Source organism: Thermococcus atlanticus, assembly GCF_054657855.1.
Genome location: NZ_BAAHXX010000001.1, coordinates 594,189 through 619,260, shown reverse-complemented (window position 1 = coordinate 619,260; position 25,072 = coordinate 594,189). Strand labels below are relative to the sequence as shown.

28 protein-coding genes and 1 tRNA gene are annotated in these 25,072 nt (G+C 50.1%); 21 read left to right on the top strand and 8 right to left on the bottom strand.

Annotation, left to right across the window (positions count from 1 at the left end):
* Window positions 1-89 precede the first annotated feature (89 nt).
* From ACYQ27_RS03210 to ACYQ27_RS03195, 4 genes are all read left to right on the top strand, one after another.
* A complete protein-coding gene (locus tag ACYQ27_RS03210; protein ID WP_456394446.1) occupies window positions 90-905 on the top strand; it encodes a DUF63 family protein in 816 nt (271 codons plus the stop codon).
* A 2-nt stretch (window positions 906-907) separates the two neighbouring features.
* On the top strand, window positions 908-1,675 hold the full coding sequence (locus tag ACYQ27_RS03205) for a bifunctional fructose-bisphosphatase/inositol-phosphate phosphatase (RefSeq protein ID WP_460040984.1): 768 nt from the start codon (window positions 908-910) through the stop codon (window positions 1,673-1,675).
* A complete protein-coding gene (locus ACYQ27_RS03200) occupies window positions 1,672-2,259 on the top strand; it encodes a rhomboid family intramembrane serine protease (RefSeq protein WP_456452812.1) in 588 nt (195 codons plus the stop codon). The genes ACYQ27_RS03205 and ACYQ27_RS03200 overlap by 4 nt, the downstream gene beginning before the upstream one ends.
* 89 nt (window positions 2,260-2,348) lie before the next feature.
* A tRNA-Met gene (locus ACYQ27_RS03195) sits at window positions 2,349-2,456 on the top strand.
* Window positions 2,457-2,816: 360 nt separating this feature from the next.
* Here ACYQ27_RS03195 and ACYQ27_RS03190 read toward each other — a convergent pair.
* The gene (locus ACYQ27_RS03190) at window positions 2,817-3,689 is read right to left on the bottom strand and encodes a hypothetical protein (protein ID WP_460040983.1); all 873 of its coding nucleotides are present in this window, start codon (window positions 3,687-3,689) and stop codon (window positions 2,817-2,819) included.
* A gap of 402 nt (window positions 3,690-4,091) precedes the next feature.
* Complete coding sequence (locus ACYQ27_RS03185) at window positions 4,092-4,238, bottom strand: hypothetical protein (protein WP_460040982.1); 147 nt, start codon at window positions 4,236-4,238, stop codon at window positions 4,092-4,094.
* Window positions 4,239-4,444: 206 nt separating this feature from the next.
* On the opposite strand from ACYQ27_RS03185, the gene ACYQ27_RS03180 reads away from it, so the two are divergent.
* Complete coding sequence (locus ACYQ27_RS03180) at window positions 4,445-5,545, top strand: AAA family ATPase (RefSeq protein WP_456452136.1); 1,101 nt, start codon at window positions 4,445-4,447, stop codon at window positions 5,543-5,545.
* Window positions 5,546-5,646: 101 nt separating this feature from the next.
* Here the strand turns inward: ACYQ27_RS03180 and ACYQ27_RS03175 are convergent, their stop codons facing one another.
* Window positions 5,647-7,551: a helicase C-terminal domain-containing protein gene (locus tag ACYQ27_RS03175; RefSeq protein ID WP_460040981.1), complete on the bottom strand. Its 1,905-nt coding sequence runs from the start codon at window positions 7,549-7,551 to the stop codon at window positions 5,647-5,649.
* A gap of 126 nt (window positions 7,552-7,677) precedes the next feature.
* Between ACYQ27_RS03175 and ACYQ27_RS03170 the strand changes: the two genes are divergently transcribed.
* Complete coding sequence (locus ACYQ27_RS03170) at window positions 7,678-7,926, top strand: hypothetical protein (protein ID WP_460041776.1); 249 nt, start codon at window positions 7,678-7,680, stop codon at window positions 7,924-7,926.
* Here ACYQ27_RS03170 and ACYQ27_RS03165 read toward each other — a convergent pair.
* Together ACYQ27_RS03165 and ACYQ27_RS03160 are read right to left on the bottom strand one after the other, a co-directional pair.
* On the bottom strand, window positions 7,916-8,962 hold the full coding sequence (locus ACYQ27_RS03165) for a M42 family metallopeptidase (RefSeq protein ID WP_460041775.1): 1,047 nt from the start codon (window positions 8,960-8,962) through the stop codon (window positions 7,916-7,918). The two genes, ACYQ27_RS03170 and ACYQ27_RS03165, sit on opposite strands and share 11 nt — an antisense overlap.
* Window positions 8,963-9,013: 51 nt before the next feature.
* The gene (locus ACYQ27_RS03160) at window positions 9,014-10,369 is read right to left on the bottom strand and encodes an ATP-binding protein (protein WP_456452830.1); all 1,356 of its coding nucleotides are present in this window, start codon (window positions 10,367-10,369) and stop codon (window positions 9,014-9,016) included.
* A 111-nt stretch (window positions 10,370-10,480) separates the two neighbouring features.
* Here ACYQ27_RS03160 and sfsA point away from each other — a divergent pair, with 111 nt between their 5' ends.
* The 3 genes from sfsA to xerA are packed head-to-tail and all read left to right on the top strand — an operon-like array spanning window position 10,481 to window position 12,913.
* A complete protein-coding gene (gene sfsA, locus ACYQ27_RS03155; protein ID WP_456452828.1) occupies window positions 10,481-11,200 on the top strand; it encodes a DNA/RNA nuclease SfsA in 720 nt (239 codons plus the stop codon).
* Between the two features lie 33 nt (window positions 11,201-11,233).
* Window positions 11,234-12,076 carry a toprim domain-containing protein gene (locus tag ACYQ27_RS03150; protein ID WP_456395008.1) on the top strand — a complete coding sequence of 281 codons (843 nt, stop codon included), beginning with the start codon at window positions 11,234-11,236 and terminating at the stop codon, window positions 12,074-12,076.
* Window positions 12,077-12,079: 3 nt separating this feature from the next.
* The gene (gene xerA / locus ACYQ27_RS03145; protein ID WP_456452826.1) at window positions 12,080-12,913 is read left to right on the top strand and encodes a site-specific tyrosine recombinase/integron integrase; all 834 of its coding nucleotides are present in this window, start codon (window positions 12,080-12,082) and stop codon (window positions 12,911-12,913) included.
* A 303-nt stretch (window positions 12,914-13,216) separates the two neighbouring features.
* Here xerA and pfkC read toward each other — a convergent pair whose 3' ends face one another.
* Both pfkC and ACYQ27_RS03135 read right to left on the bottom strand, forming a co-directional pair.
* Window positions 13,217-14,593 carry an ADP-specific phosphofructokinase gene (gene pfkC / locus ACYQ27_RS03140; RefSeq protein ID WP_456452824.1) on the bottom strand — a complete coding sequence of 459 codons (1,377 nt, stop codon included), beginning with the start codon at window positions 14,591-14,593 and terminating at the stop codon, window positions 13,217-13,219.
* Between the two features lie 80 nt (window positions 14,594-14,673).
* Window positions 14,674-15,387 carry a maleate cis-trans isomerase family protein gene (locus tag ACYQ27_RS03135; protein ID WP_456452822.1) on the bottom strand — a complete coding sequence of 238 codons (714 nt, stop codon included), beginning with the start codon at window positions 15,385-15,387 and terminating at the stop codon, window positions 14,674-14,676.
* Between the two features lie 187 nt (window positions 15,388-15,574).
* Between ACYQ27_RS03135 and ACYQ27_RS03130 the strand changes: the two genes are divergently transcribed.
* The 12 genes from ACYQ27_RS03130 to ACYQ27_RS03075 all read left to right on the top strand — a co-directional run bounded on the left by ACYQ27_RS03130 (window position 15,575) and on the right by ACYQ27_RS03075 (window position 24,286).
* Complete coding sequence (locus ACYQ27_RS03130; RefSeq protein ID WP_460040980.1) at window positions 15,575-16,180, top strand: nitroreductase family protein; 606 nt, start codon at window positions 15,575-15,577, stop codon at window positions 16,178-16,180.
* A gap of 100 nt (window positions 16,181-16,280) precedes the next feature.
* Window positions 16,281-16,607 carry a hypothetical protein gene (locus ACYQ27_RS03125; RefSeq protein WP_456394997.1) on the top strand — a complete coding sequence of 109 codons (327 nt, stop codon included), beginning with the start codon at window positions 16,281-16,283 and terminating at the stop codon, window positions 16,605-16,607.
* A 5-nt stretch (window positions 16,608-16,612) separates the two neighbouring features.
* Window positions 16,613-17,758: a tRNA uracil 4-sulfurtransferase ThiI gene (gene thiI / locus ACYQ27_RS03120; RefSeq protein WP_460041774.1), complete on the top strand. Its 1,146-nt coding sequence runs from the start codon at window positions 16,613-16,615 to the stop codon at window positions 17,756-17,758.
* A 9-nt stretch (window positions 17,759-17,767) separates the two neighbouring features.
* Window positions 17,768-18,322: a DUF998 domain-containing protein gene (locus ACYQ27_RS03115; RefSeq protein WP_460040979.1), complete on the top strand. Its 555-nt coding sequence runs from the start codon at window positions 17,768-17,770 to the stop codon at window positions 18,320-18,322.
* Between the two features lie 42 nt (window positions 18,323-18,364).
* Complete coding sequence (locus ACYQ27_RS03110; protein WP_456453526.1) at window positions 18,365-18,955, top strand: adenine nucleotide alpha hydrolase family protein; 591 nt, start codon at window positions 18,365-18,367, stop codon at window positions 18,953-18,955.
* 160 nt (window positions 18,956-19,115) lie between these two features.
* On the top strand, window positions 19,116-19,937 hold the full coding sequence (locus ACYQ27_RS03105; RefSeq protein WP_456453525.1) for a cysteine synthase family protein: 822 nt from the start codon (window positions 19,116-19,118) through the stop codon (window positions 19,935-19,937).
* Complete coding sequence (locus tag ACYQ27_RS03100; RefSeq protein ID WP_456453524.1) at window positions 19,934-20,254, top strand: hypothetical protein; 321 nt, start codon at window positions 19,934-19,936, stop codon at window positions 20,252-20,254. Before ACYQ27_RS03105 ends, ACYQ27_RS03100 begins: the two co-directional genes overlap by 4 nt.
* A gap of 69 nt (window positions 20,255-20,323) precedes the next feature.
* Window positions 20,324-21,028 (top strand): DUF257 family protein, encoded by a 705-nt coding sequence (locus ACYQ27_RS03095; RefSeq protein WP_460040978.1) that lies wholly within the window; start codon window positions 20,324-20,326, stop codon window positions 21,026-21,028.
* A complete protein-coding gene (locus ACYQ27_RS03090) occupies window positions 21,029-21,709 on the top strand; it encodes a DUF257 family protein (protein ID WP_460040977.1) in 681 nt (226 codons plus the stop codon).
* Window positions 21,710-21,714: 5 nt separating this feature from the next.
* Complete coding sequence (locus ACYQ27_RS03085) at window positions 21,715-22,830, top strand: MFS transporter (RefSeq protein WP_460040976.1); 1,116 nt, start codon at window positions 21,715-21,717, stop codon at window positions 22,828-22,830.
* Between the two features lie 40 nt (window positions 22,831-22,870).
* Window positions 22,871-23,551: a hypothetical protein gene (locus ACYQ27_RS03080; RefSeq protein ID WP_456453520.1), complete on the top strand. Its 681-nt coding sequence runs from the start codon at window positions 22,871-22,873 to the stop codon at window positions 23,549-23,551.
* Entirely contained in the window at window positions 23,552-24,286 is a 735-nt protein-coding gene (locus tag ACYQ27_RS03075) for a hypothetical protein (protein WP_456453519.1), read from the top strand. It begins immediately after the preceding gene.
* Between the two features lie 78 nt (window positions 24,287-24,364).
* On the opposite strand, the gene ACYQ27_RS03070 is transcribed toward ACYQ27_RS03075, so the two are convergent.
* On the bottom strand, window positions 24,365-25,072 hold the full coding sequence (locus ACYQ27_RS03070; RefSeq protein WP_456453518.1) for an acetate--CoA ligase family protein: 708 nt from the start codon (window positions 25,070-25,072) through the stop codon (window positions 24,365-24,367).

The window sequence follows — 25,072 nt, the reverse complement described above, 5'->3', positions numbered from 1 at the left end:
TTATAATGCATGAGCATCACCCACAGGCTTAACTTTTATACGGAAAGAAAAGCTTTAAGACTATCGGAACTATTCAGTGTGGTGGTACGATGAGCCTCTGGCAGTGGTTTTACGAATATTTCATCAAACCGATACAGGCCAACGAGGGATACAATATCGTGAATACCCTCACCTACGCCGTGATCCTTGGCATCATGGCAATTCTGCTCTACAGAAGGCTGAAGAAGATTGGAATTAAATTTGACGAGAGATTCTTCAAAGCTCTAATCCCCTACATAATCCTCGGCCCGCTCACAAGGGCTATGACAGATGCCCTTATCTATCCGAGAACATACCTCACGGTAACCCCCGGGATATACTTCGTCATAGCCGCAATTGCCCTTACCTCGCTTTACATCGTGTGGAGAAACTGCGGGAGCGGGGAAAAGTTCTATCCTCTGTACAGGGACATAGGCTGGCTGCTCGTTGGACTCGATGTTTTTATCCTCCTGCTCAATCTGGGTAAGGTGCATTTTGTATGGAAGACACTTTATTACTTTGTCCCGGCAGTTATAGTTGCGGAATCGTTCATCTGGGTTCTCTCAAAGAAATTCGCTCTAATCAGAGATAACAGCCTGCTTTTCTATGCACACTTTTATGACGCCACCAGCACGTTTGTGGGCATACAGTTTATGGGCTACTGGGAGCAGCACGTCCTTGCCAGGTTTCTCATAGAGCACACCGGAACCGCAGCGAGCATGTATGCCCTCAAATTCGCCGTGATATTCCTCGTGGTTTACCTGCTTGAGCAGGTCATTGAAAGCGAGGAGGAAAGGGAGATGGCAAACTTCATGAAGATGGTTATATTTATCCTCGGCTTCGCCCCGGGGACGAGAAATCTTTTGAGAATGCTTATGGGGGCCTGAAAATGAAAATGGAGTGGAATGAAATTGCTTTGGGCATGGCGAAGGAGGTCGAGAGACAGGTCATGCCCATTTTCGGCACGGCAAAAGCCGGCCAGAAAGTTGGGATGAATGTGAGTGGAGATGTAACGAAATTCGTGGATAAGGTGGCAGAGGACATAGTTCTGGGCTATCTCTCCCCCCTGAATATCAACATAGTGAGCGAGGAGGTTGGAAACATAGACAGGGGAAGCGAATACACCGCCATCATAGACCCCATAGATGGCTCTTACAACTTCGCCGCTGGAATACCGATATTCGCCTTCAGCTTTGCCGTGTTTAAGAACGAGAAGCCAGTATATGCCATGATATACGAGTTTGCAACGAAAAGCGTTTATGAGGGAATTCCCGGGGAAGGGGCGTATATGAACAGCAATCCAATCCATGTCAGAAAGCCTGTCAGGGGAAAAGAAGCTTTGAGCTTCTACACCCGTGGCAGAGGATACGGGATAATACGGAGGGTCAAGAGGGTCAGGGTGCTTGGAGCCGTGGCTGTGGAGCTAACATATCTTGCAAAGGGTGCCCTTGACGGTGTTCTCGACATAAGGAACTATGTGAGGCCCACGGATATATCGGCCGGCGTTATAATAGCGAGGGAAGCCGGTGCCATTGTGACAGATGAAAATGGGGAAGAGCTCAGGCTTGACTTCGATGCCGCCAAGAAAACCAACATAATAGCAGTTAACGATAGATACCTGCTGGATTTAATCCTTGAGGAGTTGGGGAAGAAGTGAAGCACGGAAGGATAACTTCAGTTCTTGTGGCTCTGAACATCGCCATGTATCTGCTTGAGGTCTTTATGAGCGGAAGCTTTGTATGGATAAACACAGCTGTGCTCGCAAAACTGGGTCAGGTAAATTACTATGTCCTCCACGGGGCATGGTGGCAGCTCATAACCGCCATGTTCGTCCATGTGGGAATCCTCCATATAGCCCTCAACATGTTCTTCCTCTACCAGCTCGGCTCGCAGCTGGAGAACCTCTTCGGAGGGAAAGTCCTCCTCATTACATATCTGATTTCGGGACTTGCGGGCAATCTGCTCACCCTGCTGTTCCTGCCGCCCTATACGATAAGCGCAGGGGCGAGCGGAGCCGTCTTCGGGGTTGTCGGAGTGCTCATAATGGCCACGGGCATAATGGGAGGCAACATGGCGGCTGCAGTTTTAAACGCCTTCATACTATTCGCAATCAACAGCATATTTCCCGGTGTGAATGCGTATGCGCACCTCGGGGGTTTGCTCACGGGCAGCGTAATAGGTCTCTACGAGGGAAAAGAGCTGAAGAGGAAGATGTTCGAGAGGATGTATGCAGGATTATAATTATGTTTATTTGCTGGAGGGTTGCTCATTCCATCAGACCATGGCAACGAAAGATTTAAAAATGGGCTTTGAAAGGTATAAGCGGGTCTGCCGGGGTAGCTCAGCCTGGTCAGAGCGCTCGGCTCATAGGGCCGCTCCCCTTAGGGGGAGCCTGAGAAACCGAGAGGTCCGGGGTTCAAAGCCCCGCCCCGGCACCATAAGAAACTTTTCTGGTGAAAAGTTTCATCAAAGTTTGTAGCTCCCTCTTGGATGGCGATTTTCAAGTGGTTTCTAATTATCTAAGTGTTTAACGCTGAGAATTTTCTCAAAAGCTTCAGCGCTGGCGGAAGGTTAAGTGTTTTTCTAAAATTGCTTGTTTTCCAAGTGGTTTACTTTTCAACTGCCAGTTTTGCATGGTTTCACTCACAACAAGGCGTCCTTTGGACGCCAGACTGATTAATGGCCTATTTTAAAGTCAACCCTCTTCACGGGCAAAGTTTAGATTGCACGCTTTGGTTCCTGCAGGTTTGAAAGAAAAAACTTTGGTTAAGACCTTGTCTGGAAGAAAAATAAGGGGCTCAGAGGCCCTCGGCGCCGTACTGTCTCAGGAGGTCGTAGATGTGCTGTGCCGCGTCGGTGTAGAGGGTGAACTTCTTGCCCCTCGCCTTGAATTCAATGTAGTAACCTCCGAGAATAGCCTTCTTCAGTTCGAGGAAACTTATTTCGCTCAGCGGGAATTCCTCGTAAACCTCTCCGACTCCAGCCGCTCTCAAAGCCGCTTTAACAGCAACGGTAGCAACGTGACCCCTCAGCCTGTACTTGCCGGTTAGCTTCAATCGCTTGTTTGTTATAACGAGCGTTCCCGTCCTTTCCTGGCTCATCGCACCCCTCTTGAACCTTACCTCGCCCCTGTAAAGTTCCCTCTCGGGTTCCTCGGCTGAAATTGCAACCTTCTCGACTGTCTCGGGCACTTCAACGGGCTTCGCCTCCGCGAGGCGCTCGGCCTGCTCGGTGGCGAGTTTTGAAACTGCTCCCACCTCAGCCTCGTAGGCCTCAACTACCGTTTTGAGCAGGAAGTAGTGGAACTCGAAGAGGTACTTGAAGAACTTCACGTCGCCGATGACGAATTTATCGCGCTCGTCGAGCATTTCTCTTGCTTCTCTGAGGAGTTCGCGCATCTTCTCGACATCTCCGAGATAGAGGGCGTCGCAGGCCCGGGCGGCAAAGTCGAGGACTTTTGGTATCTTCTCCTCAAGTATTTCGTTGTATCTCCATTCTGGTTCTTTTGAATTGAATATTCTGTATTCTCGGTATACTATTTCAGAATTAATAATGTGCTCAAGTGCAAATTTTGCAAACTTAAATTTCTCGGAAGCCTCAGAAAAATTACCTGTTGAAAGATGTTCTAGCCCCTGAATTAATGGTTTGTAGAGATATTCCAATGATGACATAGTTTTTTCAAGTTTTTTGTACTCTTCAGCACATTCGTCGTAGCTAAGAGAATGTTCGTGTAATTTATTGTCGAGGAGAGAATTAAATTCATTTTTAAGCTTGAGATATTCTGTTGCTTGCTCTTTTGTTCTCTCGGCTTCTTGTTTACAATGTTTGGCCCTTAGATAATATAAAATCAAAGCTAAAAACGGGACTGTGATAAATCCAATCTTTATTCCCCATAACATGCCTCCAAGAACGCCATTACCCTCTAATATAAGCCCAAGAAAAAATCCTACACCACCAATTATTATGAGTGCGGATAATAGAACATCTCCCTTTCGTTCTTTCCATTCTTCTTTTGCTGCCCCCTATGATGGTGCTACATTCTTTGTGCCGCTTATATTCCCAATAATAATGCTCTAGTCTCTCTCCTCAATCAGCGGTTTAATGGCTTCCGCGCACTTCAGAATTTTCTCCGCGTTTACGGGGTTCTTTACCCGCTCTAACTCCGCCTTCATCTTCTCAAGGAGAGCGTCTAAGTTGACGTTGCTCTGCAATGATACCACCTGCTCCAGTAGGGCGTGGACGTATTTAGGAGTTTCGTTCCTTATCTTTAATATTGTTTATGTCCATTTATGTTAAATATTACCCAGGTTTTCCGGACATGACAAAGCCCTGTATAGTTGGCATTTCCTTTGCCGTTACTCTCCGTTCAAAGCTTCCAAAACGCTTAAATATGAGATTTTTTAATCTTAAAAAATGTGGTGAGATGATGGAGCCCTTTCCGGAAACTCCCATAATAAGAGTTGAGGAGTTGTACGGCAGGGAAAAGGAAGTTTCCAGGTTGCGCCGGCTTGTTATCGAAAAGAAACGGTGGGTGGCAATCATAGGGCCAAGGGCCGTTGGGAAGACCAGTCTCGCAAGGGCGTTTGCCACCCATTACTCGTCTGCAACGGGTAAGCCCGTGATCTATTCAAACTTTGCAGGCATCCGGAACTTTACCGAGTTCGTGGAGAGATTCGGGCTGGACGTCATGAGCTTGGCCCATGCGGATAAACTCAGACTTAAGAGGGTCTCCTTAGGCATCAAGTTCTTTGAAGCGGTTCTCGAAAGGAATGAAAATATTCCCATAGTCCCCAAAAATCCCGCGGCTCTATTTGACGAAATTATGAAGGTTCTTCCAGAAGGAACTCTTCTCGTATGGGATGAAGTTCAGGACGTACGGACGGAAAGAAACAAGCTCCTTGCCGCACTATGGAGGCTTCATAATGTTCTCGCCGAGAAACGGCCTACAATAATCTTTACGGGCTCTGCTATGGGGCTATTCAAGAAGCTTCTGAATCCTGAATACGATGATTATCTATACGGACGTGCTCCATTACGGGTGGACATTGAGCCCTGGGAGGTTCAAACTGGAGTTGAGTTTTTGGAAAAGGGTTTCCTCGCTGCAGGGAACGTAGATTTTTCCGTTGAAGAGCTTCAGGAGGCCTCCGTTGAACTCGGCGGTTTTCCAGGTTACCTCTCATCTTATGGAAGGGGGAGGGTTGACGGGCTGACTCACAGGAAAGCCCTTAGAAACGCCCGTGAAGAAGCTGTTAAGAGGGCAATGAGTGAACTCAGGAGTTTTGTCAGTTTGCGCCCACAAAGGGAGTATCAAAGAAAAGTGATAGCGCTCTTAAACGCCATGGGTGAGGGTGTTTCCAGGCCATCATCACTTGCAAGGCTATCTGGATTAACGGAAGTCAGCGTCGTTAACACGCTTGAAACCCTTTTAGACATGGGGATAATCGAAAAAGAATCCAGGAGTAAGGTGGTGAGCATCTATCGGTTCAAATACGGGTTTTACCAGGAAGCAGCCTTGAAAGTTAAATAAGATAAAATGAGAATCCTTCCCAATGTACCTTAGACTCCGGTTCCTGCTGGAGATGTCAAGAGGGGCTTGGATTTCTCATTCCCGGCCCTTAAATGAATTCCTCAGCTCCAGAACCTTCTCAGGTATAACCTCATCCTCCCGAGGTCGACCGGCCTCATCGAATCCACCATCCAGTCCGGCAGGTCTTTTCTGACGGATCTCCACAGTATCCTGTAATCAAGACCTATAACCGCCCCCCTCTCCTCGCTACCCCTGTGAACCCTTCCAGCAGCCTGAGCGAGCTTTCTGTGGGCAGGGAGATAATAGCCGTAGTATCTGCCCTTACCTGGAAACTTCTTTTCGAAGTACCTTATCTGGGCCTGAACCCTCGGCGTTGGCCTCGCATATGGAATTCCGACGAGAATCACTCCGTTCATCTCATCGCCGCTGTAATCCTGCCCCTCACTGTTCCTGCCTCCCATGACACCGAGGAGGATTGCCCCATCGCCCTTGGATTCCTCCTTAAATGCCTTCACGAGGAGGTCATTTTCCTTTGAACTCGCCCCCCTCTTTTCGACATAGACCCTCTTCCCGACTTCCTCCTCGATCATGACGCTCAGGTTTGCCGAGAGCAGCCCCTGAAGAACCTCATAGGAGGCCGTAAAAACGCCCACATTCTTCGGAATCAGCCTCGCCGCCTCAACGATGTACTCGTTTATCTTCCTGTACATCTCCAGAGAGCGCTCCTCCCCTCTGGTCGAGACATCCCTGGCCACGAGCACGATGGCATTCTCCCTCCTCACCATCCTCGGGAACTTCTTCAGCCCCGCTTCAAGCCCCATGACGTCCCTGAAGGCGTCAAGGGGCGTTAAAGTTCCGGACATAAATATCGCCGACTGCACGTTTCTAACGAACTCAAGTGCCTTTGATGGATCAAGGGCAACGAGCTCAAGGGAAAAGCCCCGCTCCCGGCTCATCAGAAAGAGATAATCGTCCCTCCCAATGGTGCCGAGCCACTCAAGGAGAAACTCACCCACCCTCCCAACATAGCTCCGCGGAGGCTTGTTCTTCTCAATTTTATCCTCCCTGATGGCGTCCCCGACCTCAACCATCTCGTTAAGGAACTTCACGAGGTACCTTCCGTCCAGATTGAGAATCCTCGAAACATGCTGAAATATGCTCTCCGGTGCAACCGGCACCTCCTCCACAGCCCTGTCCCTGAGCTTCTCCTCATAGAGGTCTTCGAGCCCCTTCATGAAGATGCTTATGAAGTTCGCTATCTCATGCTCGTTGTAATCCTCGGCCTCCTTTATCGCCCTCGAAACGCTATGGATGCTCAGCCTGTCGCTCAGTGCGGAGATTGCCTGATCAGGCAGGTTGTGGGCCTCATCGAATATCACGATAAGGTCTGAGTAATCGAGGTCAAAGTACCTGAGGAAGTTATCCCTTATGGCAGGGCTTATCATGTAGAGGTAGCTCGCAACAATTACATCCGCCTTAAATGCCACCTTTCTTGTCAGCTCGTAGGGGCAGAATTCGAGCAGCTCGGCGTGATGTATCAGCTCCAGGGGCTCTCCCGGATTGTTGAGGAAGTACTCCGCCACCTCTTCAAACTCCTCCTTCCTCTTCCTGACGTTCTCGTAGTAGGGACATTTATTCAGCTTCTTCAGGTTTTTGCAGACTATCATCGCGTTGTATGCATCCGGTGAGAATGTTTGAATATACTGATGGAGGCAGAGGTCTTTCCTGCTCCTGAGACCGACACCCCTCACGGGCTCCTTTTGATTTATGGCCTTCAGCTCCTCTATGACCCTGTCCATCTGCTTGTGCGTTCTCGCCAGATAGAGAACCTTATAGCCGAGGCTCTTTGCATAGGGCAGAACCCCGGCCAGGACGCTCACCGTCTTTCCGAATCCCGTAGGTGCCTCAATCACAAGGTTCTCGCCCTTCCGGACGGCATCATCAACCAGTTTTATGAACTCCTCCTGATGGGGGCGGAGCCTTTCATAGGGGAAGTACTCGCTCATGCTCTCACTCCTGGATATAGTGCAGTGCCCCGCTTTTAACTTTTCCCCGCTGTTCCCCATCCGCATGCGCTCCCATGGGAAAGAGTTTTAATGCCTTGCTTTTAACTTCTCCTCAGGGTGGATAAAATGGAGGAAAGGGATAGGAAAATCATCGAGCATGCAATCTGGGCGCTGCTGCTGGCGTGGTTCAGCTATATGTTCTTCTACCAGAATCTTCTTCTCTACAGGTGGCACAGAGGCCTTCCATTGCCCTCAAAATGGCCGTTCATGGTTGCGGGGATTTTCGTAGGGCTGGCATACTTCCTCTACAGATGGGAGAAAGAACCCGCCCACCATGAAGTCCTGGAAAAAGAGGAGAAGGAAATCAAATCCTGAACCTAGGTATCTCCTCAAGAACCTTGACCATCAGCTTGACACCGGCGTCGACATCGCGCTCGTCGACCACCTCAGCGTTGGAGTGAATGTAGCGCGCTGGAACGCTTATCGCACCGGTAGGAACACCGGCCTTGTTCAGATGTATTGCTCCGGCATCTGTCCCTCCGCCGAGGAGGATGTCCCACTGGTACGGAATCTCGTGCTTCTTTGCTAGCTCCTCCATCCACCTCACAATCGTCGGGTGGCAGATGACGGAGCGGTCCATTATCTTTATGGCGGTTCCCTTGCCGAGCTGGGTGACCTGCTTGTGCTCGGGCGTTCCCGGAACGTCCGCTGCTATTGTAACGTCTATGGCGAAGCCGTAGTCTGGGTCTATACCGAAGGCGGAAACCCTAGCTCCGCGAAGGCCGACCTCCTCCTGAACCGTTGCCACGAAGTATATATCCGCGTCGGTCTCTCCAAGCTCCTGGGCGGCCTTGACGAGGGTGTAAACGGCTATCCTGTCGTCGAAGGCTATGCTCACCAAGCGGTGCTTCCCAAGGCGCTCCAAGCGACCGTCCCATGTTATTATCGTGCCGACCTTGACGCCCATCTCCTCGGCCTCTTCCCTGCTCTCGGCGCCTATGTCTATGAAGACCTGCTCCCAGGTCGGGGCCTTGTTTCTCTCCTCCGGCTTCTGGATGTGGGGCGGAACCGAGCCGCCGACGCCGTAGATGAACTTCTCCTTACCAATCCAGACCTTGAAGCGCTGGGCTATTAGGGTTCTTGGGTCAACGCCTCCGACCGGTGCAACTCTCAAGAACCCGTTCTTCTCGATGTGGGTCACCATGAGGCCGATCTGATCCATGTGTGCCGCCAGCATGACCTTCGGGCCCTTGCCCTTCTTGTGGGCTATGACGTTGCCGAGCTTGTCAACCTTAATCTCGTCAACGTAGGGCTTGAAGGCCTCCACAACAACGTCCCTGACGCCAAGGAACTCGTACCCGGAAACGCCGGGGGCTTCAACTATTTTTTTGAGAAGCTCGTAGTCCACCATCTTCATCACCTTCCGTTTAGATTTCCATCTAAATGGTCACGGCCGGGATATTTAAGGTTTTAGGTGTTCCAGCAGTTCCTCAACGGTGATACAGCCATCACACTCCCTGCGGAAGCTCTTTGCTATGAGGAAGTAACGCTTTTCTCCCCTCCACGGGAGGTTGTGTGACTTTGTGATGAGCCTGCCCATCTCCCTCGGTCCATCAACGTTGGACTTCCATTTCGTTTCTATGAACGTGGCGGTTTTGTCTTCGCTATTGACTGCAACAAGGTCTATTTCATAGTTTCGTCCCCAGTGCGGGCCAATCAAGTCAAATGTGATGAAGCTTCCGTTTAAGTCGTGAAGTACATCTTCCACAACTCTCTCGAAGACCCGTCCAAAAAACTCAGGAAATCTTCTTTCAATGTTTCTCCTGAACGCATTAAAATCGCCTGTCTCAATGTGTCGGCGGTTTGGTTCTATCATGCTGAACCAGAAGTTGAGAAAATAGTCGCTGATTACGTACCTCGACCGCCTGCCACCAAGGAGTGGCCTTTCGCGGGTTATTATCCCGTAGTAGTCTTCCAAGGCTTCAAGGTATTTGGTGATGCTGCCTGCTTTCATCCCAACGGCGTTGGCAATCTCAACAAGCCTGTTTTTTCCTGATGCTATCGCTTCAAGGATGGAGAAATAAGTTCTGTAGGCTTTTCCAAACTCATCCATCAGAAGTCCTTCTCCCTCTGCCGAGAGAATTGCGGAGTACCGAACTGCATTTACAATAATGTCTAGGGGTTTCTTGGTTTCGAAAACCTCAAGCAGTTCGTAGTATTTGGGGACTCCACCGAAAATGCCGTAGAACTCAATCTGTGAGGTTGGATCCTCGACTCCGAGGTCTCTGAGCATCCTGAAAACCCATTTTGGTCTCAGGGGTTGTAGCTGTATGAAGAGGGTGCTTCTGCCGTAGAGGGGAGCCTTTCGGGACATCATTAATCTCTTCATCATTCCCAGATACGAACCAGATAGTATCAGTAGAAGAGGCTTATCTCCGTTCTGGTCAATGAACCACTGAAGATCGAACGCTATAGAGGGATTTACCCGAAGCACGTTCTGAAACTCGTCAAAGAAGATGGCTTCAACCTCGACCAGCTTCAAATACTCAAACATCTCCGAGAAGGTCTCAAATCTGGGGGAATAGCCCAGCTTTGCCCTCATTTCCCGGGAAAAGTCTTCCAGGATTAGCTTTTCGCTTTTGACTGGAATGAAAAAATCCAGGTATTTAACATCATTTTTGTCAAAGAAATCTCGCACCAGCCGTGTTTTTCCAACACGCCGGCGCCCGGTTATAGTCACGACAACAAGCCTGGATCTTGACATTTTCAGGGCTCTCCTCAGGGACCCTATCTCGTTTTCCCTGTTGTAGAACCGCATTTATATCCACCAACTGGATTATCCTGTAACAGGATATAAAATTTTCGAAATGGATGGACATCCCAGCTAATGATTCCAAAAGCTTATATTTTCATGTTTTGAAGTTGGGTTATGTACATCTTACTGGAGCTTACTGTGATTCCCTGCACCTTCCTCAAAAGGCTCAACCGCTTCGTGGCGCTGGTCGAGGTTGATGGTGAAGAGAGAAAAGCTCTGGTGACCAACACAGGTCGCTTGGAGGAGTTCATGATTCCGGGCAGGAAAGCATTCTGTACACCCAAGAGCGGCGGGAAGACGGACTTTGTTCTCGTTGCCTTCGAGGATTTGGACGGGAGAGGGGCTGTGATAGACACGCGGACTCAAGCCAAAGCCTTCGAGAGGGCTTTGGAGCTCGGCCTGGTTCCATGGCTTAAAAACTGCAGGATAAAGAGGAAAGAAATAATCGTTGGAAAATCAAGGCTCGATTACCTTTTCGAGTGCCCTACCGGCGAGATATACGCTGAGATGAAGAGCGCCGTTCTCCGCGGAGGGGATAAGGGCGAGTACGCGATGTATCCAGACTGCCCTTCCATTAGGGGGCAGAAGCACATCAGGGAGCTGATAGAGCTGTCAAAAAATGGAAAGAGGGCTATGATTTTCTTCATAGGGGCCTTACCTGGCGTTGAGAAATTCCGGCCCTACAAAAGGGGCGACCCCGAGATAGTCCGGCTTCTTATCGAGGCTGAAAAGGCAGGCGTTGAAGTCCACGCCATGAGTATATCCCTTCTTCCAGGTGGAGAGGTGGTAATCGAAAATCCAAACCTCCGAATAGAGCTGAGGGAGAATTTTTAAACTCCGGCCTCAACTTAGATTTGGGTGAATGAAATGACCATAGTTGATGTAAGGATTCTGGTTGAAGGCGCGAGCGATGTTGAGGTTGTAAGCAAAGCCCTTCAGGGTCTCGCTCTGGGAAGCGAGTACAGCATTACCATCTCCTCGATAATTCCAACGACCAACATTGAGATAGCAAAAAGTGCGGCTGCCGGAGCGGATCTGCTCATCATAGCAACGGATGCCGACAGGGTTGGAAGGGACCTGGCTGAGAGGCTCTATGCTGAGCTCAGCGAAATGGTGGGCCACGTTGAGAGGATGAAGCTCCCCCTCGGCCACGACCTTGAGCACGTCGATGTGGAGCTCGTCAGGAAGGAGCTCAAGAACACCCTCGTGAGGGCAGGTCTAAAGAGCCTCCAGATACTTCCGGAATACATGGGGATGAGGAACCAGCTCCTCGACCTGAAAGGCAGGTATGAGGGACTTCTCAGGGATCATGAGGAGCTTGAAAAGGCATACAGAAGCCTTGAGAAGAGCTGTGAAGAGCTGAAAAGTCAGAATGAGCAGCTGTTAAATGAGAACAGCGAGCTCAGAAAACTTCTGGAAGGGCGGGTAAACACCTACAGGGTCGAAGAGGTCTGGAAGAGCCTGTTTCCGGCCGAAGAGCTGCCGGACGAAAGCTACATAGGAGAAGCGGTTGAAAAGCTCGGTCTTGGAGGAAAGGTCATAGTGGGGCAGGGATATATCTACGCCGAGAGCAGAAAGCTTGTCGAGGATCTCCTCAAGACCGTCTATCTGAGCTTGGCAATCAGAGAAAAGCCCAGACCACCTTCCCCCGAAACACCTGAAGAACCCGCGGAGGAAGAGGATATAGAAAAGCTCCTCAGAGGGCTGTGATGCATGAGCGACCTTGAGGAATTTCAGATGTATCTGGAGCTTGAGGGGAAGAGCCAGAACACGGTTAGAATGTACTCCTACTATGTGAGGCGCTATCTTGAAGATGGGCATGGACTGGATTCCCGCTCCGCCCTCCGCTTTCTGGCGAAGCTCAAGAGGAATGGCTATTCAAACAAAAGCCTGAACCTTGTCGTGCAGGCCCTGCGCTCGTACTTCCGCTTTGAGGGGCTTGATGATGAGGCAGAAAAGCTCAGACCCCCGAGGGTTCCCAGGAGCCTGCCAAAAGCCCTGACAAAGGAGGAGATGAGAAAGCTTTTGAGCGTTATCTCTCCCCTGAAAAAACGCGACAGGCTCATAGTCCTCCTTCTCTACGGCACGGGTCTGCGGGTTAGCGAGCTGTGCAACCTGAAACTGCGGGACATAGATTTTGAAAGGGGAATAATAACGGTTAGAGGCGGAAAAGGAGCCAAGGACAGAATGGTTCCGCTTCCCGGACCCATAATCGAGGAGATAAAGGCCTACCTCGCCATGAGGGAAGATGGAAGTGAGTACCTGCTCGTCGAGGAGAGGAGGGAAAAAAAGGACAGGATTTCCCCCAAGACAGTGTGGTACATCCTCAGAAAATACGGGGGTAAAGCGGGTATCAAGGTCACCCCTCACATGCTCCGCCACAGCTTTGCCACGCACATGCTCGAAAACGGCGTGGACATAAGGGTTATACAGGAAATCTTAGGGCATTCAAACCTCTCAACAACGCAGATTTACACAAAGGTCACGGTTGAGCACCTCAAGAGGGCGCAGGAGAGGGCAAGGCTGATTGAAGGGCTGATGGAGTAGAGAACGGCACGATATAGTGTACCAATGTTTATAAAGATTCGGTACACCATACCGTACCAATCAGAGCTTCCATTCTGGTTGTCCGCTACTTTTGGAACTTTTGAAATAATCGTAGCGGATAACCTTCCACCCTCGTGGTTTCATGGGGTGGCTTTCGGGGCCCCACATCTTCCGTTTTCAGTCCCCCATTCGGGCTTAAAACCCCACATACCGGAGACCACCACACTACTCAAGAATAAACTCCAAAAACTATTTCCTAAAAATTACGGAAAACAAAAACTAACGAATGTTACACTTCCTACCCTATACAAAACAGCCCTTCTCCCTCAGCATCGCCAGATAGCTCGTGAAAGCACCTGCCGAAATTGTGTCACCGAGACCCACAGTGGAGACAGGGTTCTTAACGAGCCTCGTCGGGATTATGACGACCTTGTACTCCCGCGTTCTCCTCTTTGCCTCTTCAAACCGGAGTTTGACGAATTCGCCCCTCTCATTGTAGGGAACCGTCAGCCCTTCCCTGAAGTCCTCCGGTCTCCTGATACCTCCCAGCTTCGCCCTTGCCGCCGCGAGTGTCGTTGCCACTTCAAGGGAAGAGCGGAGTTCTTCCTCGCTCAGCGGGTTGTCTTTGTGGGTTATATACATGATGTAGTAAATGGTGTGTATCTGGAGAACCTCAAGGTTCATTTCATCTATGAGTATCTTTCCGCCCAGGACAGTGTCCTCTATGCGATTGTAGGTGAATATCCTGTCAGCAAGCTCGGGGTATCCGAGGGCGTTCAAAACATGGGCTATTTCGGATTCATCCATCCCAACGCTGTCGACGAGAGGGAAGAGGTTGTAAATCACCTTCTTTCTAAGCTCGCGGTTTTGAATCGAGGCAAACTCAAGGTGGACCCTGACGTTTTTGTTCCTCTTCAGAAGCATTATGTCCTCTTTGGCCCTTTTCAGGTAGTGGTTGGCATCCTTCCCATCGGAATAGCGCAGCTTTATGCCCTGATAACCGGAGAGTATTGCCCCATCAACCATTTCACCAATCTCGGGAAGGAACGGCCTCAGCTCGTCCCGGGTCTCAATCTTTATGCTCTCAAAGCGGGATGAGAGGATGAATCTGCCGGAGAAGGGAACCTCTATCAGCTCACTGCCGAGTTTAAACCTCGTCCCCTTTCTGAACTCAAAAATGCGGTTGATCTTTATCGGGTCATTCTCGCGGTATGCATTATAGGGGTGCTTAAACACGAGCCTGCTCCCTTCAACTACAGGATAGTGGAGGTTGGGTCTGTCGACGAACATCCTCGCCTGCTTCTCGGCCATGGTCGGAGAATAAACTATAACCCTCCGGAAGTCCAGACTCGCCAGCAGGTTGCTTATTATCCCTGCCTGCCCCCCCATTCTCTCGACATCATATTTAAAGTGAGAATCAAACCATGTGTGGAGCTCTTCATTCACAAGCGGGACTGCCATCGGTTTCCCGGTCTTAAGTGCGAGGATGAGCCGGGCGACAAAATCCAGCGGCTCACTGACCTCCCTCGGATACTCATCCATCCTTTTTCTGATGGCGTTCTCTCCAAATTCATTCACGAGCTTTGTGATGTGCTCCCCCTTCAGGTACACTATCGCATCGACGTTTATGTTGTAGGCCGTGTATATGCTCAGCTCCCTGGCCCTTTCCAGCAGCTCCATCTATATCACCCTTGGTGAGTATTAAATGTCTGGATGGGAGATGGCAAAACAGCTTAAAAGAATTTCGGAAGTGGGAAAAGTTAAAATTCCATGAAGAGCCGTCCGAGGCCCGGTATTTTCTCCATCACATCAAGCTCCCTCAGTGTTAGCCACAGCGACGCCTGATTGCTGGTAACAACCGGGATTCCGAGATCCTCCTCCAGCATCTCTATTATCTCAAATGTCCTGAGATTCGTGCAGCTGATGAAGAGTGCATCCGCTTCGTCCATGAATGTGGCCTTCGCGAGACGGTATGCCTCATAGGGCTCAAGCCTGCCGATTTTCGTATTCTCCTCAATCCCGAGCCCCCTTATATCGAGCACGTTGAACTCGTTTGCCTCAAGGAACTCCCTCTCGCGGGAGTTTATCTCGTCGGTGTATGGGGTAATGACCAGTATATCTCTGGCATCGAGTATTTTCAGTGCCTCTATAACGGCGGTTGACGTCGTTACAACAGGGATATTTACCTCGCCCTCTATTCTCGCCTCAAGCTCCTTCTCAAAGTCCCTGCCGCCGATGAAAGAACCGCTCGTGCATCCGTAGAGGATTATATCAACATCGGCGTCTCTGAGGAGCTTGGCGCTATCGACCGCCAGCGCACTCATCTTCACAAGCTCCTCTTCATTCACATTTCTTAGCGGCATTCTTGCCGTGTGCAGCGACACACCCTCCGGCAGAGCCGAAAAAAGCTCCATCTCCATCGTGGTGTTTGAGGAGGGAACTATCAGACCTATTCTACCTCTCCATCCGTGCATGTTCTCACCTGAGATAAGTATCCGGGATAGATAATAAACCTTTGGGCTTAATCTCAGGTGCCGTTAGGATAAGCTGGCCTAAAGATTATGGAGCTGTTCATTATCGGACTATAGACGGTAGGTAATTTCAACCTTTGGTTCTGAAAAGGTTAATTAAACCCCGGGCAGAGGTCTGGATGGTGATACCATGGAACTCGATGAGGTCATTCAGATGAGAAGCTCTGTCAGGTATTATTCCGACGTCCCAATTTCCGGGGATGCTCTGAAAGAACTAATCAAAGCTGCCATAAGGGCCCCAACTGCAAGCGGGCTGGAGAACTGGCTTTTTGTCGCATATGAGAGCACGGAAGCCACGGAGAAAATACACCGCCTTCTAATTGAAGGACACGTTGAATATTTCCGCGAAAGGGGACTATCCGAAGAGAAAATTCAGAAGCTGATAGGCAGGCTGGAAGGGGGAATGTACAGGGCACCTCTGTATCTGGGAGTTTTCATAAATGAAAACATCAAAGCCCTCAAAGCCGAAAAATACAGCCATCTGGAGTTCTGCTGGGCGCTTGAAAGCGCCGCCATGGCAATTGAAAATTTAATGCTCAAAGCCGTTGAGCTCGGTCTCGGCACATGCTACATCGGAGTGGCATGCTTTGATGGAATAGAAAGGGAGCTCAGAAAAATGGCAGGACTCGGGGATGAGTACCGCCTGGCGGGGCTGATAACGGTTGGCTATCCCGCAGAGGAGATAAAGCCCCGCAGGAGGAGAAAGGGTGTTGAGGATGTCCTGATATCCGTGTGATCCCCGGATGCTGCTGAGACAGCTCAAAAGATTGCCGGCGATATGGACCTCAGACCAGAAACGTTTTTAGGAGGGGGGATTAAAGAACTGCGGTGAGACCGTGATAGAGTTTGTCATACTGCTTGGTCTGATAGGGGGCTGGATAATACTCGCCTCCACGCTCTTCCTGATGCTGGCACTTGGCAAGATGTGGGGCTTAGTCGGGGTTCTGCTCATGGTGTTCTCAATCCAGCTGAACCAGCTTTTGAAAAGGAAATACATGCAGGCGGTCGTGGACTACTCGCCCAGGGCAAAGGAGATAGCACTCCACATCTTCGAGATGAACGAGCTCATCCTGCTATCCTCCTACCTGGCCTCCATAACGCTGTACGCTGTCATACAGAAGTACGTGGAGATAGTCATAAAATTCCCGCATATATCCGGGTGATGGCAATGCTCAGCGTTGTAATAGTGCGATACGGCGAGATAGGAACCAAGTCGAGACATACGAGGAGATGGTTCGAGAGCATACTCATGAACAACATCAGGGAGGCGCTCGTGAGTGAGGGCGTGGATTTCACAGGGATCGAAGCGAGGCACGGGCGGATTCTGGTGAAGACCGATAAGGCGAGAGAAGCAGCTGACGTTCTCACGCGCGTTTTCGGGATAGTGTCGCTCTCCCCGGCGATGGAAGTAGAGGGCGATATGGAGAAAATAAACAAGACCGCCCTCAAGCTCTTCAGGAGAAAGAAGCGCGAGCTGAACCTTGAGAGACCTCGCTTTAGAATCACCGCGAGGAGAATCACCAAGGAATTTCCCCTCAAGAGCCCGGAAATTCAGGCAAAGGTGGGAGAGTACATCCTTGAGAACGAGGAGAGCGAGGTAAACCTGCACGACTACGACATCGAGGTCGGCGTCGAGCTGATGGAGGGTAAGGCATACGTCTTCGTTGATAAGGTCAGGGCATGGGGCGGCCTCCCCATCGGCACCCAGGGAAAGGTGGTGGCTTTGCTGAGCGGCGGCATAGACTCGCCGGTGGCGGCTTTCCTCATGATGAAGCGCGGCGTTGAGGTCATTCCCGTCCACATCTACATGGGTGAGAAAACCCTCGAAAAGGTGAGAAAAATCTGGAACCAGCTCAAGAAGTACCACTATGGAGGAAAGGGAGAGCTGATAGTCGTCAAGCCCAAAGAGCGCGAGAAAATAATTGAGAAGCTGCGCGAGATGAAGAAAGACAAATACACCTGCGTTTTCTGCAAGTACATGATGGTGAGGCACGCCGATAGAATTGCGAGGGAGTTCGGGGCGAAGGGCATCGTCATGGGCGATTCCCTCGGACAGGTCGCCAGCCAGACGCTTGAGAACATGTACATCGTCAGTCAGGCAACCGATTTGCCGATTTACAGGCCGCTCGTGGGGCTCGACAAGGAGGAGATAGTTGGGATAGCGAAGGAGATAGGCACGTTTGAGCTCTCAACCCTCCCAGAGGACGGGATTCCTTTCATACCAAAGCACCCCGTCATAAGAGGCTCCTGGGAGGAGTTCAGGAAGATTTACAAAGCCGTCTTTGGGGAGGAACCAAAGCGAAGGGAATGCTGAGGTGATAAAATGGATTTTGCTAAGCTCTCCGCGTACATCAGCCTTTCCCTTCCGGTAATCTTTATCCTCGGCCTGGCCCTGGTTATCCATGCCAACCCCTGGTTCTCCTTAACGGGAAACGCCCTGAGCGACATGGGTTCAACAAGGAACCCGGTGAACTACTACTTCAACGGCTTCCTGATGGCCTTCGCGGCTATTGCTTTTATCGCGGCGGCCGGTGCCTTTAGAAACGGCCTGTCCTATATAATGCCGCTCGCGATGGTGTTTCTGTTCCTCGTGGGGGTCTTCCCGGAGGAGTACGCGCCCCATGCTCCGGCCGCGGTGCTCTTCTACGTCCTCGCACTGGCGGACATAGCCATCATCGGAATAAAACTCGGCCGGAATGGGATTTCAGCAGGCCACGCCTGGAGCGTTCTGGCGGTGCTCACATTCGCCCTGATGCTCTATCTCGTGAAGGCGAGAGTTTTCAAGGGCCTGGCCATTCCGGAGCTTATAGGAGCCACCACAATACTGGCGTGGTTCCTCTACATCGCCCTGCTCCAGCTCATGGGTTTTAAACTCTGAGTTGAGGAAAGCTTCATATATCCCTTCCCTTTTTCTTCAATCATGAAGGCAGTGGCTCTCTTAAGCTCTGGCATTGACTCACCGGTGGCAATATACCTCATGCTCAGGAAAGGGATGGAGGTAACGCCAGTCCACTTCAGGCAGAGTTCCAAGAAGGAGTCCAAGGTTCTTGAGCTCTGCGAGGTTCTTGGAAGGTACGGAAGGCTGAACGAGCCGGTAATCGTTGACGCCTACGAGGAGCAGGCACCGGTTTTTTCGAAGCTGGCAGGGATTGGAAAGGCCAAATGGACGTGCCTCTTCTGCAAGTGGACGATGGTGAGGAAGGCCTGCAGGATTGGACACCGAACAGGCGCGAGGGCGATAATCACGGGAGACAGTCTCGGCCAGGTCGCTTCTCAAACCCTCGACAACCTGCTCATAATAAGCACCGCGAGCGATCTGCCCATTTTGAGGCCCCTCATAGGCCTGGACAAGGAGGAGATAGTGGGAATTGCCAAGAATATAGGGACGTTCGGGATAAGCATCGAACCCGAAGAACAGTGCCCCTTTGTGCCGAGGCATCCTGTGGTGAGGGGCTCGCCCGGAGAGTTCAGGAAGATTAAGCGGCAGCTTATGAACTGGGGAGTCCTTTAATTACCCAGTTTTGTGTATAACTGAACGTTTACGGAAAGCTTTTAAAGACTTCCTCCAAGCCTTTTCCGGTGATGGCAAATGAACGTGTTTAACAGCACACTTGAGCTTTTTGAAAGGTACAAGCCCACCCCCCTCGTAAGGCTTTCAGCGGAAAGGGGGGATGTATTTTGCCAAGCTGGAGTTCTTTAACCCCTTCAGCAGGAGCATAAAGGACAGGGCCGTTTTCAACATGCTTATGAAGGCCCTGGAGCGCGGGGACATCAACGGCACGAAAAGGCTTTTTGAAGCAACCTCCGGCAACGTTGGAATTTCTATGGCGGCTTTGAGCAACGTTTTTGGCATCGAGTTCAGGGCATATCTGCCGAAGCCAACGCCCAAGGCCACGCAGGTTCTCCTGAGGGTTCTCGGTGCGGAGGTCGTCATGACCGAGTTTGAGACAATAGACCCCTCTATGGTTCGCTACGTCCAGGAGGAGGCCAGGAAGGCAGGAGCAGTGAACCTGAACCAGTTTGAGAACGACGACAACTTCGATGCCCACTACCGCTTCACCGCCAGGGAGATCGAAGAACAGCTGAAGAGCATAGGGAAAACGGCCGACGTCATAATAGCCGGCATCGGGACTTCCGGGCACATAGCAGCTCTGGCGGAGTACTTCAAGGAGCGCTACGACACGCAGGTTATCGGCGTCATTCCGGCGAAGGGTGAGAAGATACCCGGCATCAAGAGGCTTGAGACGAAGCCCAAGTGGTACTTCCAGGTCGAGGTGGACAGGGTCTTGGAGATAACACGGGGGGAAGCCATCGAAGGAGCAATCCGCGTTGCCAGAAGCGACGGTCTTCTCATAGGCCTGAGCTCCGGGGCAGTTGTGAGGGCCTATGAGAAAGTTGCCGGGGAGCTCGGCGAGAAGACCTACGTCCTCATTTTCCCGGACGATGGGTTTAAATACGTGGAGGTCTTTGAAAGCTACTTGGGAGAAAAATGAAGAAACTGAGGCTTTCCATATATCTCCTTTTTCTTCAGGGGTTCTTTCTGCTTTACTTCGCCTACCAGAGCGGTTATTATGCTGTCTACGTGCTCTTTGCCCTCCTTAACTTCCTCCTCGCTTCAGGCCTGAGCAGAGAGAACAGGACAGCAGTGAAGGCCAGCCTCATCTACAAGGGGATAGACCTGTTCCTTTCGGTGCTTTACCTGATGGCTGGGGATGTTCTATCCGGGATAAGCGCCGCGGTTGACCTGCTGATAGTGCATGACATCATAGGATACATTCAGGGCATACAGGCGGAGGAGAAATTCCAATGATAGCATTTTCATTCCCGCCCAGAATTCTTTTTAGGTTCCACACCGAAAACAATACGGGGAGGTGCACCTATGTCCCGGAAATTTGAGAGAGTGATTTTTGAATATACCGACAGAATAAAACCCGGAGAGGTGGTTCTGCTTGAATACACTTCACAGGAGCCCGTGCATCTGCTTCTCCAGATGGTTTTGAGATATGCGGAGCTCAGGGGAATCCCCCTGATTACAGTGGACGTGCTGGATGGGCTTCACGTCATGAGGTCAAAGCTCAGGCTCGCCGGGATTGACACGGAGCTGATCGATAGGGCTCCGGTGATGAAGGTGGGCGGGGAGGTAAATGCCGGCGACGTGATACTGAAGGTGGACGAAATAGTGGAGCTCTCGATTTTCAGAAACCGCTTTATGGATGCCCTCAGGAAAATCCGTGAAAGAATTGGAAACAGGCCGTTCATAAGAATCGTCGTCGGGGCAACGGAGCTTCTCCAGAGAATGGAGAGGGATGCGATGAAAAGGGAGGCCTTCTTTGCAGGGGTAATCCGCCCGCTGGTGGGCAACCCCAGCACCAGGGGCCTTGTGTTCCTGAACAGAAAGAGACCCATGCATATCGGGCTGAAGGAGGCGGAGGAGCTCGCCACGAGGGTTCTGAGAACGAGGATGGAGCAGGACAGGCTCTTCATAAGGGTTGTGAAGTCCATACACCTTGAGGAATACGGTGCCGAGATAGGCATAGACCCGTGCAGCCTCAGGGACTACCTCATCACTGCGGGGGGTGAGTAAATGCCCATGAAAAAGAGTGCTGCGGAAGCCTTTGAGAGCATTGGAAGGCTCCAGCCGGGAGAAATCGTTGTCGTTGAGCACACATCCCTTGATCCATTTCACCTCGCCGTGCTCCTCGTAATGGCGAGCAGGGGAAAGGACATGCACATAGCGGTGGCAGATGTCTTTGACCAGCTTCATGTGGTGCGCTCCCATCTTGCCATAATGGGAATCGATACCGGGTTGATAGATGATGTGCCCGTCGTGAAGTTCGGGGGAATGCTAACCACAGGGAATGTCATCAGGCGCATAAGCATACTCGATACCCCGACCATGTGGCAGATGGAGTACAGGGACGCCTTGGAGGGGATACCGGAACCGAGGCTCGTTTTAACGCTGGGCTTCGAGAAGCTGATAACCATCAAGCCGGAGGTTCCGCCGTCTACAATGTGTCGTCTTTTCATGATGCCCTCCATGGGGACGGGAGGCGAGGTGAATGTTATATTCGTCAACAGCGACATGCTAACAGAGAACGCCCTTGAGGACATCAGGGAGCTGGCCAGCAGGGTGTTCAGACTTGGATTGATCAAGAACATGCTCACGCTTACGGTTGTGAAATCCCTGAGCCTGAAGCATTACGGGAGGGTGCTGGCAGTAGATGCTGTGGAGCTCACAGACTACTTAGGGCAGGCCAAGGGATAACGGGGATGCGGGCTGTGAGAACACGGCTTTACATAATTCTCCTCGCCGGGTTCTTTGCCATACTGGGCTCCACCATGAGCAAATCCCCGACTCTGCCGCTTTACGCCCAGAGCCTCGGACTGAGCAGGGGAGAAATCGGTCTCATAGCCTCGGCATCGACCGTAACGGGGATAGTGGTGAACTTCGCCTCCGGGCTCTTAAGCGACATCTACGGACGAAAAAAGCTCCTGAGCATCAGCGGTTTTGTGTTCCTGAGCGCTCCCCTCCTCTATTTTCTGGCAGGGGATGCCCTCACGCTGGCCCTTGTCAGGGCCTACTATGGAATCGCCACCGCAATCTTCGTCCCTGTTTCCCTCGCTTTGATAAGTGACATATATCCCGATAAAAAGGGCACCTTCATGGGGATTTTAAGCTCCGCCACACTCGTGGGAAGAGCTCTGGCCCCCCTCCTGGCCGGGACGCTGATATACTTCGCCGGTTTCTGGACGGTCTTTCTGCTCTGCTCCCTCTTCGGCCTCATAGTCTTTGGACTAACATTCACCTTCCCGGATACCTGGAGAGAGCTTCAGAGAGTTGAGCTCTCCTTCAGCGCCGGACTGCTCATCATCGGCCTCCTCGATGCTGCCGTTTACATGGCCTATCAGGGGATAGAAACCTTCCTGCCTCTATTCTACTACCTTCAGGGGAAGGCATGGCTTTCAGGGCTGATTTTAACCGTGGAAATTTCCGTAATGGCAGCGGTAAAACCCTATGCCGGATATTTAAGTGACAGAATCGGACGCACAAAACCCATAATAGCAGGGATGGGGCTTGTGGGGCTGGCCATGATGATATTCGCCTTCTCATCATCGCTGCTCCTGATAGTTTCGGGGGCGGTTCTGTTCTCGGTCGGAGCGTCTGTGAGTGAGGCCTCCACAAAACCCCTGGCCACCGAAATTTCAGAGCTCAGGGGAGCAGCCCTCGGCTTCCTTGAGAGCATAAAGGACATAGGTCAGGCGCTGGGGCCGGTAATCGTGGGGTTCCTCGGCTTTAGGGAGGGCTTCACCTTCGTTGGGATCTTCGGAATTGCAGCACTCCTGATATTCACAATAACATTTAAATCCCTGAAAACCAAGGGATGAACATTTGAAATGTTACCAAAACATTGTACCTCTTTGAATAATGTCAAAGAAGAGGAGCACATTGCCCAAGAGGGAACCAATAATGTTTTTTAGGAAAGTGAAAAACTTCAACTACAGTTATAACATATCGGCTAGACCTAAAGAGGCATTAACAGGGAGAATATATAAACCCATGAGAATAAGTTATATAAATCTATTGATGGATATTCCTAGGTGGATGATCAAGATGAAACAGAAAATAATTGCGATTACATCTGGAACCACTGCTACTATTCGAATTGAAGATCCTTCCACTCCATTAGGGTGGCTAGTGATCATTCAAGGAATTAGTGAGATTAGTGATAAAAGTATCCGTCTCATGCTTTCAGGAGAAGAACTAGGGAGATTTCTTTGGAACCTATTAAAAGAGGCAGAGTACTACAAAACTAAATATGGAGAGGGGAGTAAAGAAAAAGCTATATTAGAAATGTACATCCCAAGAGAGTATGTTGAACTATTTGAAACGCTCAAAAAGAAAGAATGGGAAGAATACAAGGGCAGATATGGAGAGATCCCCATTAGACCGGGAGTAATGGCTTCAGTTGATCCTACGTATAGCCCGCCAATAGTCAAATTTAAGGGAGACTTCATAGGAAAGTTTTTCGAAATGAGAATTACAGAATTGATGGATATTATCAAAACAGGCATAGAGTTGAGTAACTCGGTACGGAAGGGAGAGTGAATGCCCTCTTGGAAAGTCCATAGAAAGTGGAGTAAAAAAGCTGGAGTTTCAGACAAAATTTCTGAGGAAGTGGACAAACTAATTGACTTCCCTGAGAGATGGTTTGAGGAAAAATACCCGAAAACATATGAGAAGCTTACAAACGGATTGGAAATAATTAAGATCACAGATATTTTTGAAAAAGACCCCTGCATTGCTTTGTTTGGGCTTTCGCTGGCTATGAATAGGTTTGGGCATGATATAGGAAGAAAACGAAAATGGCAGAGGGATTTGCAATTAAGATGTATTTTCACTCACTATGGAATTGAGGGGGTTAAGGTAGCTTTTTTGCACCATATCTTAGATTATATCGAAACAACTGGAAGGCCTTTTGAAATAGACAAAACGCTAAAGAGAATTAAACAAAAACTTCAAGGAACTGAATTTGATAATATTTTAGGGGAAATTCTTTCTTTTGTCTATGAAAATCAGATTGAGATAATGGAGGACGTTAATATAACTTCAAAAGAAAAAACTAACCTAGATGAAATCATACGTGGGGTTAAAGGAGTATTTGTTGTTGACAATGTGATTTTACCTCCCTCTGCAGCAATCCGAAAGATTCACAGGAAAGTACGAGATGAGAAGGGTGTATGGGTCGAATGGAAATTTGATTCTTATAAGATTAGGAGATTAATTTCCACCAAATCAGAGTTCATTGGATTTATTTTGGAAATAAAATCATTAATAAAGTAAAACAAAACAATAAATAAAGGAATTAATACCCATGTAGTTCTTGAAGTTTTCACAAAAATCAAAAACAGGAAAGAAAAATCACTTCAGGATTATCCTTGCATCCACCACAACCGCACCTTCACCTTCCGGATAGACGAAGACCGGGTTTAAGTCCATCTCCTTGATGTAGTCCCTGAGGTCATCAACGAGCTTTGAGACCCTGAGCATCAGGTCGACTATCGCCTTCATATCCGCAGGTGGCTCGCCTCTGGCCCCTGCGAGAATCGGATAGCTCTTTATTTCCCTGAGCATCTTCCATGCATCCTTCTCCTCTATCGGGATTATCCTGAATGTAACGTCCTTGAGAACCTCGACGAAGATTCCTCCGAGACCGAACATCAGCGCATGCCCGAACTGCGGATCCTCGGTGACTCCTATGATTATCTCCTTGCCGACCTTCAGCATCGGAGCTACGAGAACGCCGAGTATCTCAGCATCCGGCCTGTATCTGCGGGCGTTTTCGTGTATCTCTTCCCACTTCTGCCTGAGCTCCTCGGGATTCTTTATGTTCAGGAGAACAACCTTTGCATCGCTCTTGTGGAGAATCTGCGGTGACATCAGCTTCAGAACAACCGGGTAGCCTATCTCTTCCGCGTACTTGAGTGCTTCATCAAGCGTCTTTGCCAGCTTTTCCTCCGGAACCGGCAGACCGTAAGCTTTTAAAATCTCCTTGGCCTCGAACTCAACAAGGGACTTCCTCCCTTGAGCCAAAACCCCTTCAATTATTTTCAGAGCCTCTTCCTTCAT

Excerpts from the sequence above, each read along its gene's own strand:
- ACYQ27_RS03210 (WP_456394446.1), top strand. The coding sequence starts at position 90 with ATGAGCCTCTGGCAGTGGTTTTACGAATATTTCATCAAACCGATACAG.
- ACYQ27_RS03205 (WP_460040984.1), top strand. The coding sequence starts at position 908 with ATGAAAATGGAGTGGAATGAAATTGCTTTGGGCATGGCGAAGGAGGTC.
- ACYQ27_RS03190 (WP_460040983.1), bottom strand. The coding sequence starts at position 3,689 with ATGTCATCATTGGAATATCTCTACAAACCATTAATTCAGGGGCTAGAA.
- ACYQ27_RS03180 (WP_456452136.1), top strand. The coding sequence starts at position 4,445 with ATGGAGCCCTTTCCGGAAACTCCCATAATAAGAGTTGAGGAGTTGTAC.
- ACYQ27_RS03175 (WP_460040981.1), bottom strand. The coding sequence starts at position 7,551 with ATGAGCGAGTACTTCCCCTATGAAAGGCTCCGCCCCCATCAGGAGGAG.
- ACYQ27_RS03170 (WP_460041776.1), top strand. The coding sequence starts at position 7,678 with ATGGAGGAAAGGGATAGGAAAATCATCGAGCATGCAATCTGGGCGCTG.
- ACYQ27_RS03165 (WP_460041775.1), bottom strand. The coding sequence starts at position 8,962 with ATGGTGGACTACGAGCTTCTCAAAAAAATAGTTGAAGCCCCCGGCGTT.
- ACYQ27_RS03160 (WP_456452830.1), bottom strand. The coding sequence starts at position 10,369 with ATGCGGTTCTACAACAGGGAAAACGAGATAGGGTCCCTGAGGAGAGCC.
- sfsA (WP_456452828.1), top strand. The coding sequence starts at position 10,481 with ATGTACATCTTACTGGAGCTTACTGTGATTCCCTGCACCTTCCTCAAA.
- ACYQ27_RS03150 (WP_456395008.1), top strand. The coding sequence starts at position 11,234 with ATGACCATAGTTGATGTAAGGATTCTGGTTGAAGGCGCGAGCGATGTT.
- xerA (WP_456452826.1), top strand. The coding sequence starts at position 12,080 with ATGAGCGACCTTGAGGAATTTCAGATGTATCTGGAGCTTGAGGGGAAG.
- pfkC (WP_456452824.1), bottom strand. The coding sequence starts at position 14,593 with ATGGAGCTGCTGGAAAGGGCCAGGGAGCTGAGCATATACACGGCCTAC.
- ACYQ27_RS03135 (WP_456452822.1), bottom strand. The coding sequence starts at position 15,387 with ATGCACGGATGGAGAGGTAGAATAGGTCTGATAGTTCCCTCCTCAAAC.
- ACYQ27_RS03130 (WP_460040980.1), top strand. The coding sequence starts at position 15,575 with ATGGAACTCGATGAGGTCATTCAGATGAGAAGCTCTGTCAGGTATTAT.
- thiI (WP_460041774.1), top strand. The coding sequence starts at position 16,613 with ATGCTCAGCGTTGTAATAGTGCGATACGGCGAGATAGGAACCAAGTCG.
- ACYQ27_RS03115 (WP_460040979.1), top strand. The coding sequence starts at position 17,768 with ATGGATTTTGCTAAGCTCTCCGCGTACATCAGCCTTTCCCTTCCGGTA.
- ACYQ27_RS03110 (WP_456453526.1), top strand. The coding sequence starts at position 18,365 with ATGAAGGCAGTGGCTCTCTTAAGCTCTGGCATTGACTCACCGGTGGCA.
- ACYQ27_RS03105 (WP_456453525.1), top strand. The coding sequence starts at position 19,116 with ATGTATTTTGCCAAGCTGGAGTTCTTTAACCCCTTCAGCAGGAGCATA.
- ACYQ27_RS03100 (WP_456453524.1), top strand. The coding sequence starts at position 19,934 with ATGAAGAAACTGAGGCTTTCCATATATCTCCTTTTTCTTCAGGGGTTC.
- ACYQ27_RS03095 (WP_460040978.1), top strand. The coding sequence starts at position 20,324 with ATGTCCCGGAAATTTGAGAGAGTGATTTTTGAATATACCGACAGAATA.
- ACYQ27_RS03090 (WP_460040977.1), top strand. The coding sequence starts at position 21,029 with ATGCCCATGAAAAAGAGTGCTGCGGAAGCCTTTGAGAGCATTGGAAGG.
- ACYQ27_RS03085 (WP_460040976.1), top strand. The coding sequence starts at position 21,715 with ATGCGGGCTGTGAGAACACGGCTTTACATAATTCTCCTCGCCGGGTTC.
- ACYQ27_RS03080 (WP_456453520.1), top strand. The coding sequence starts at position 22,871 with ATGTCAAAGAAGAGGAGCACATTGCCCAAGAGGGAACCAATAATGTTT.
- ACYQ27_RS03075 (WP_456453519.1), top strand. The coding sequence starts at position 23,552 with ATGCCCTCTTGGAAAGTCCATAGAAAGTGGAGTAAAAAAGCTGGAGTT.
- ACYQ27_RS03070 (WP_456453518.1), bottom strand. The coding sequence starts at position 25,072 with ATGAAGGAAGAGGCTCTGAAAATAATTGAAGGGGTTTTGGCTCAAGGG.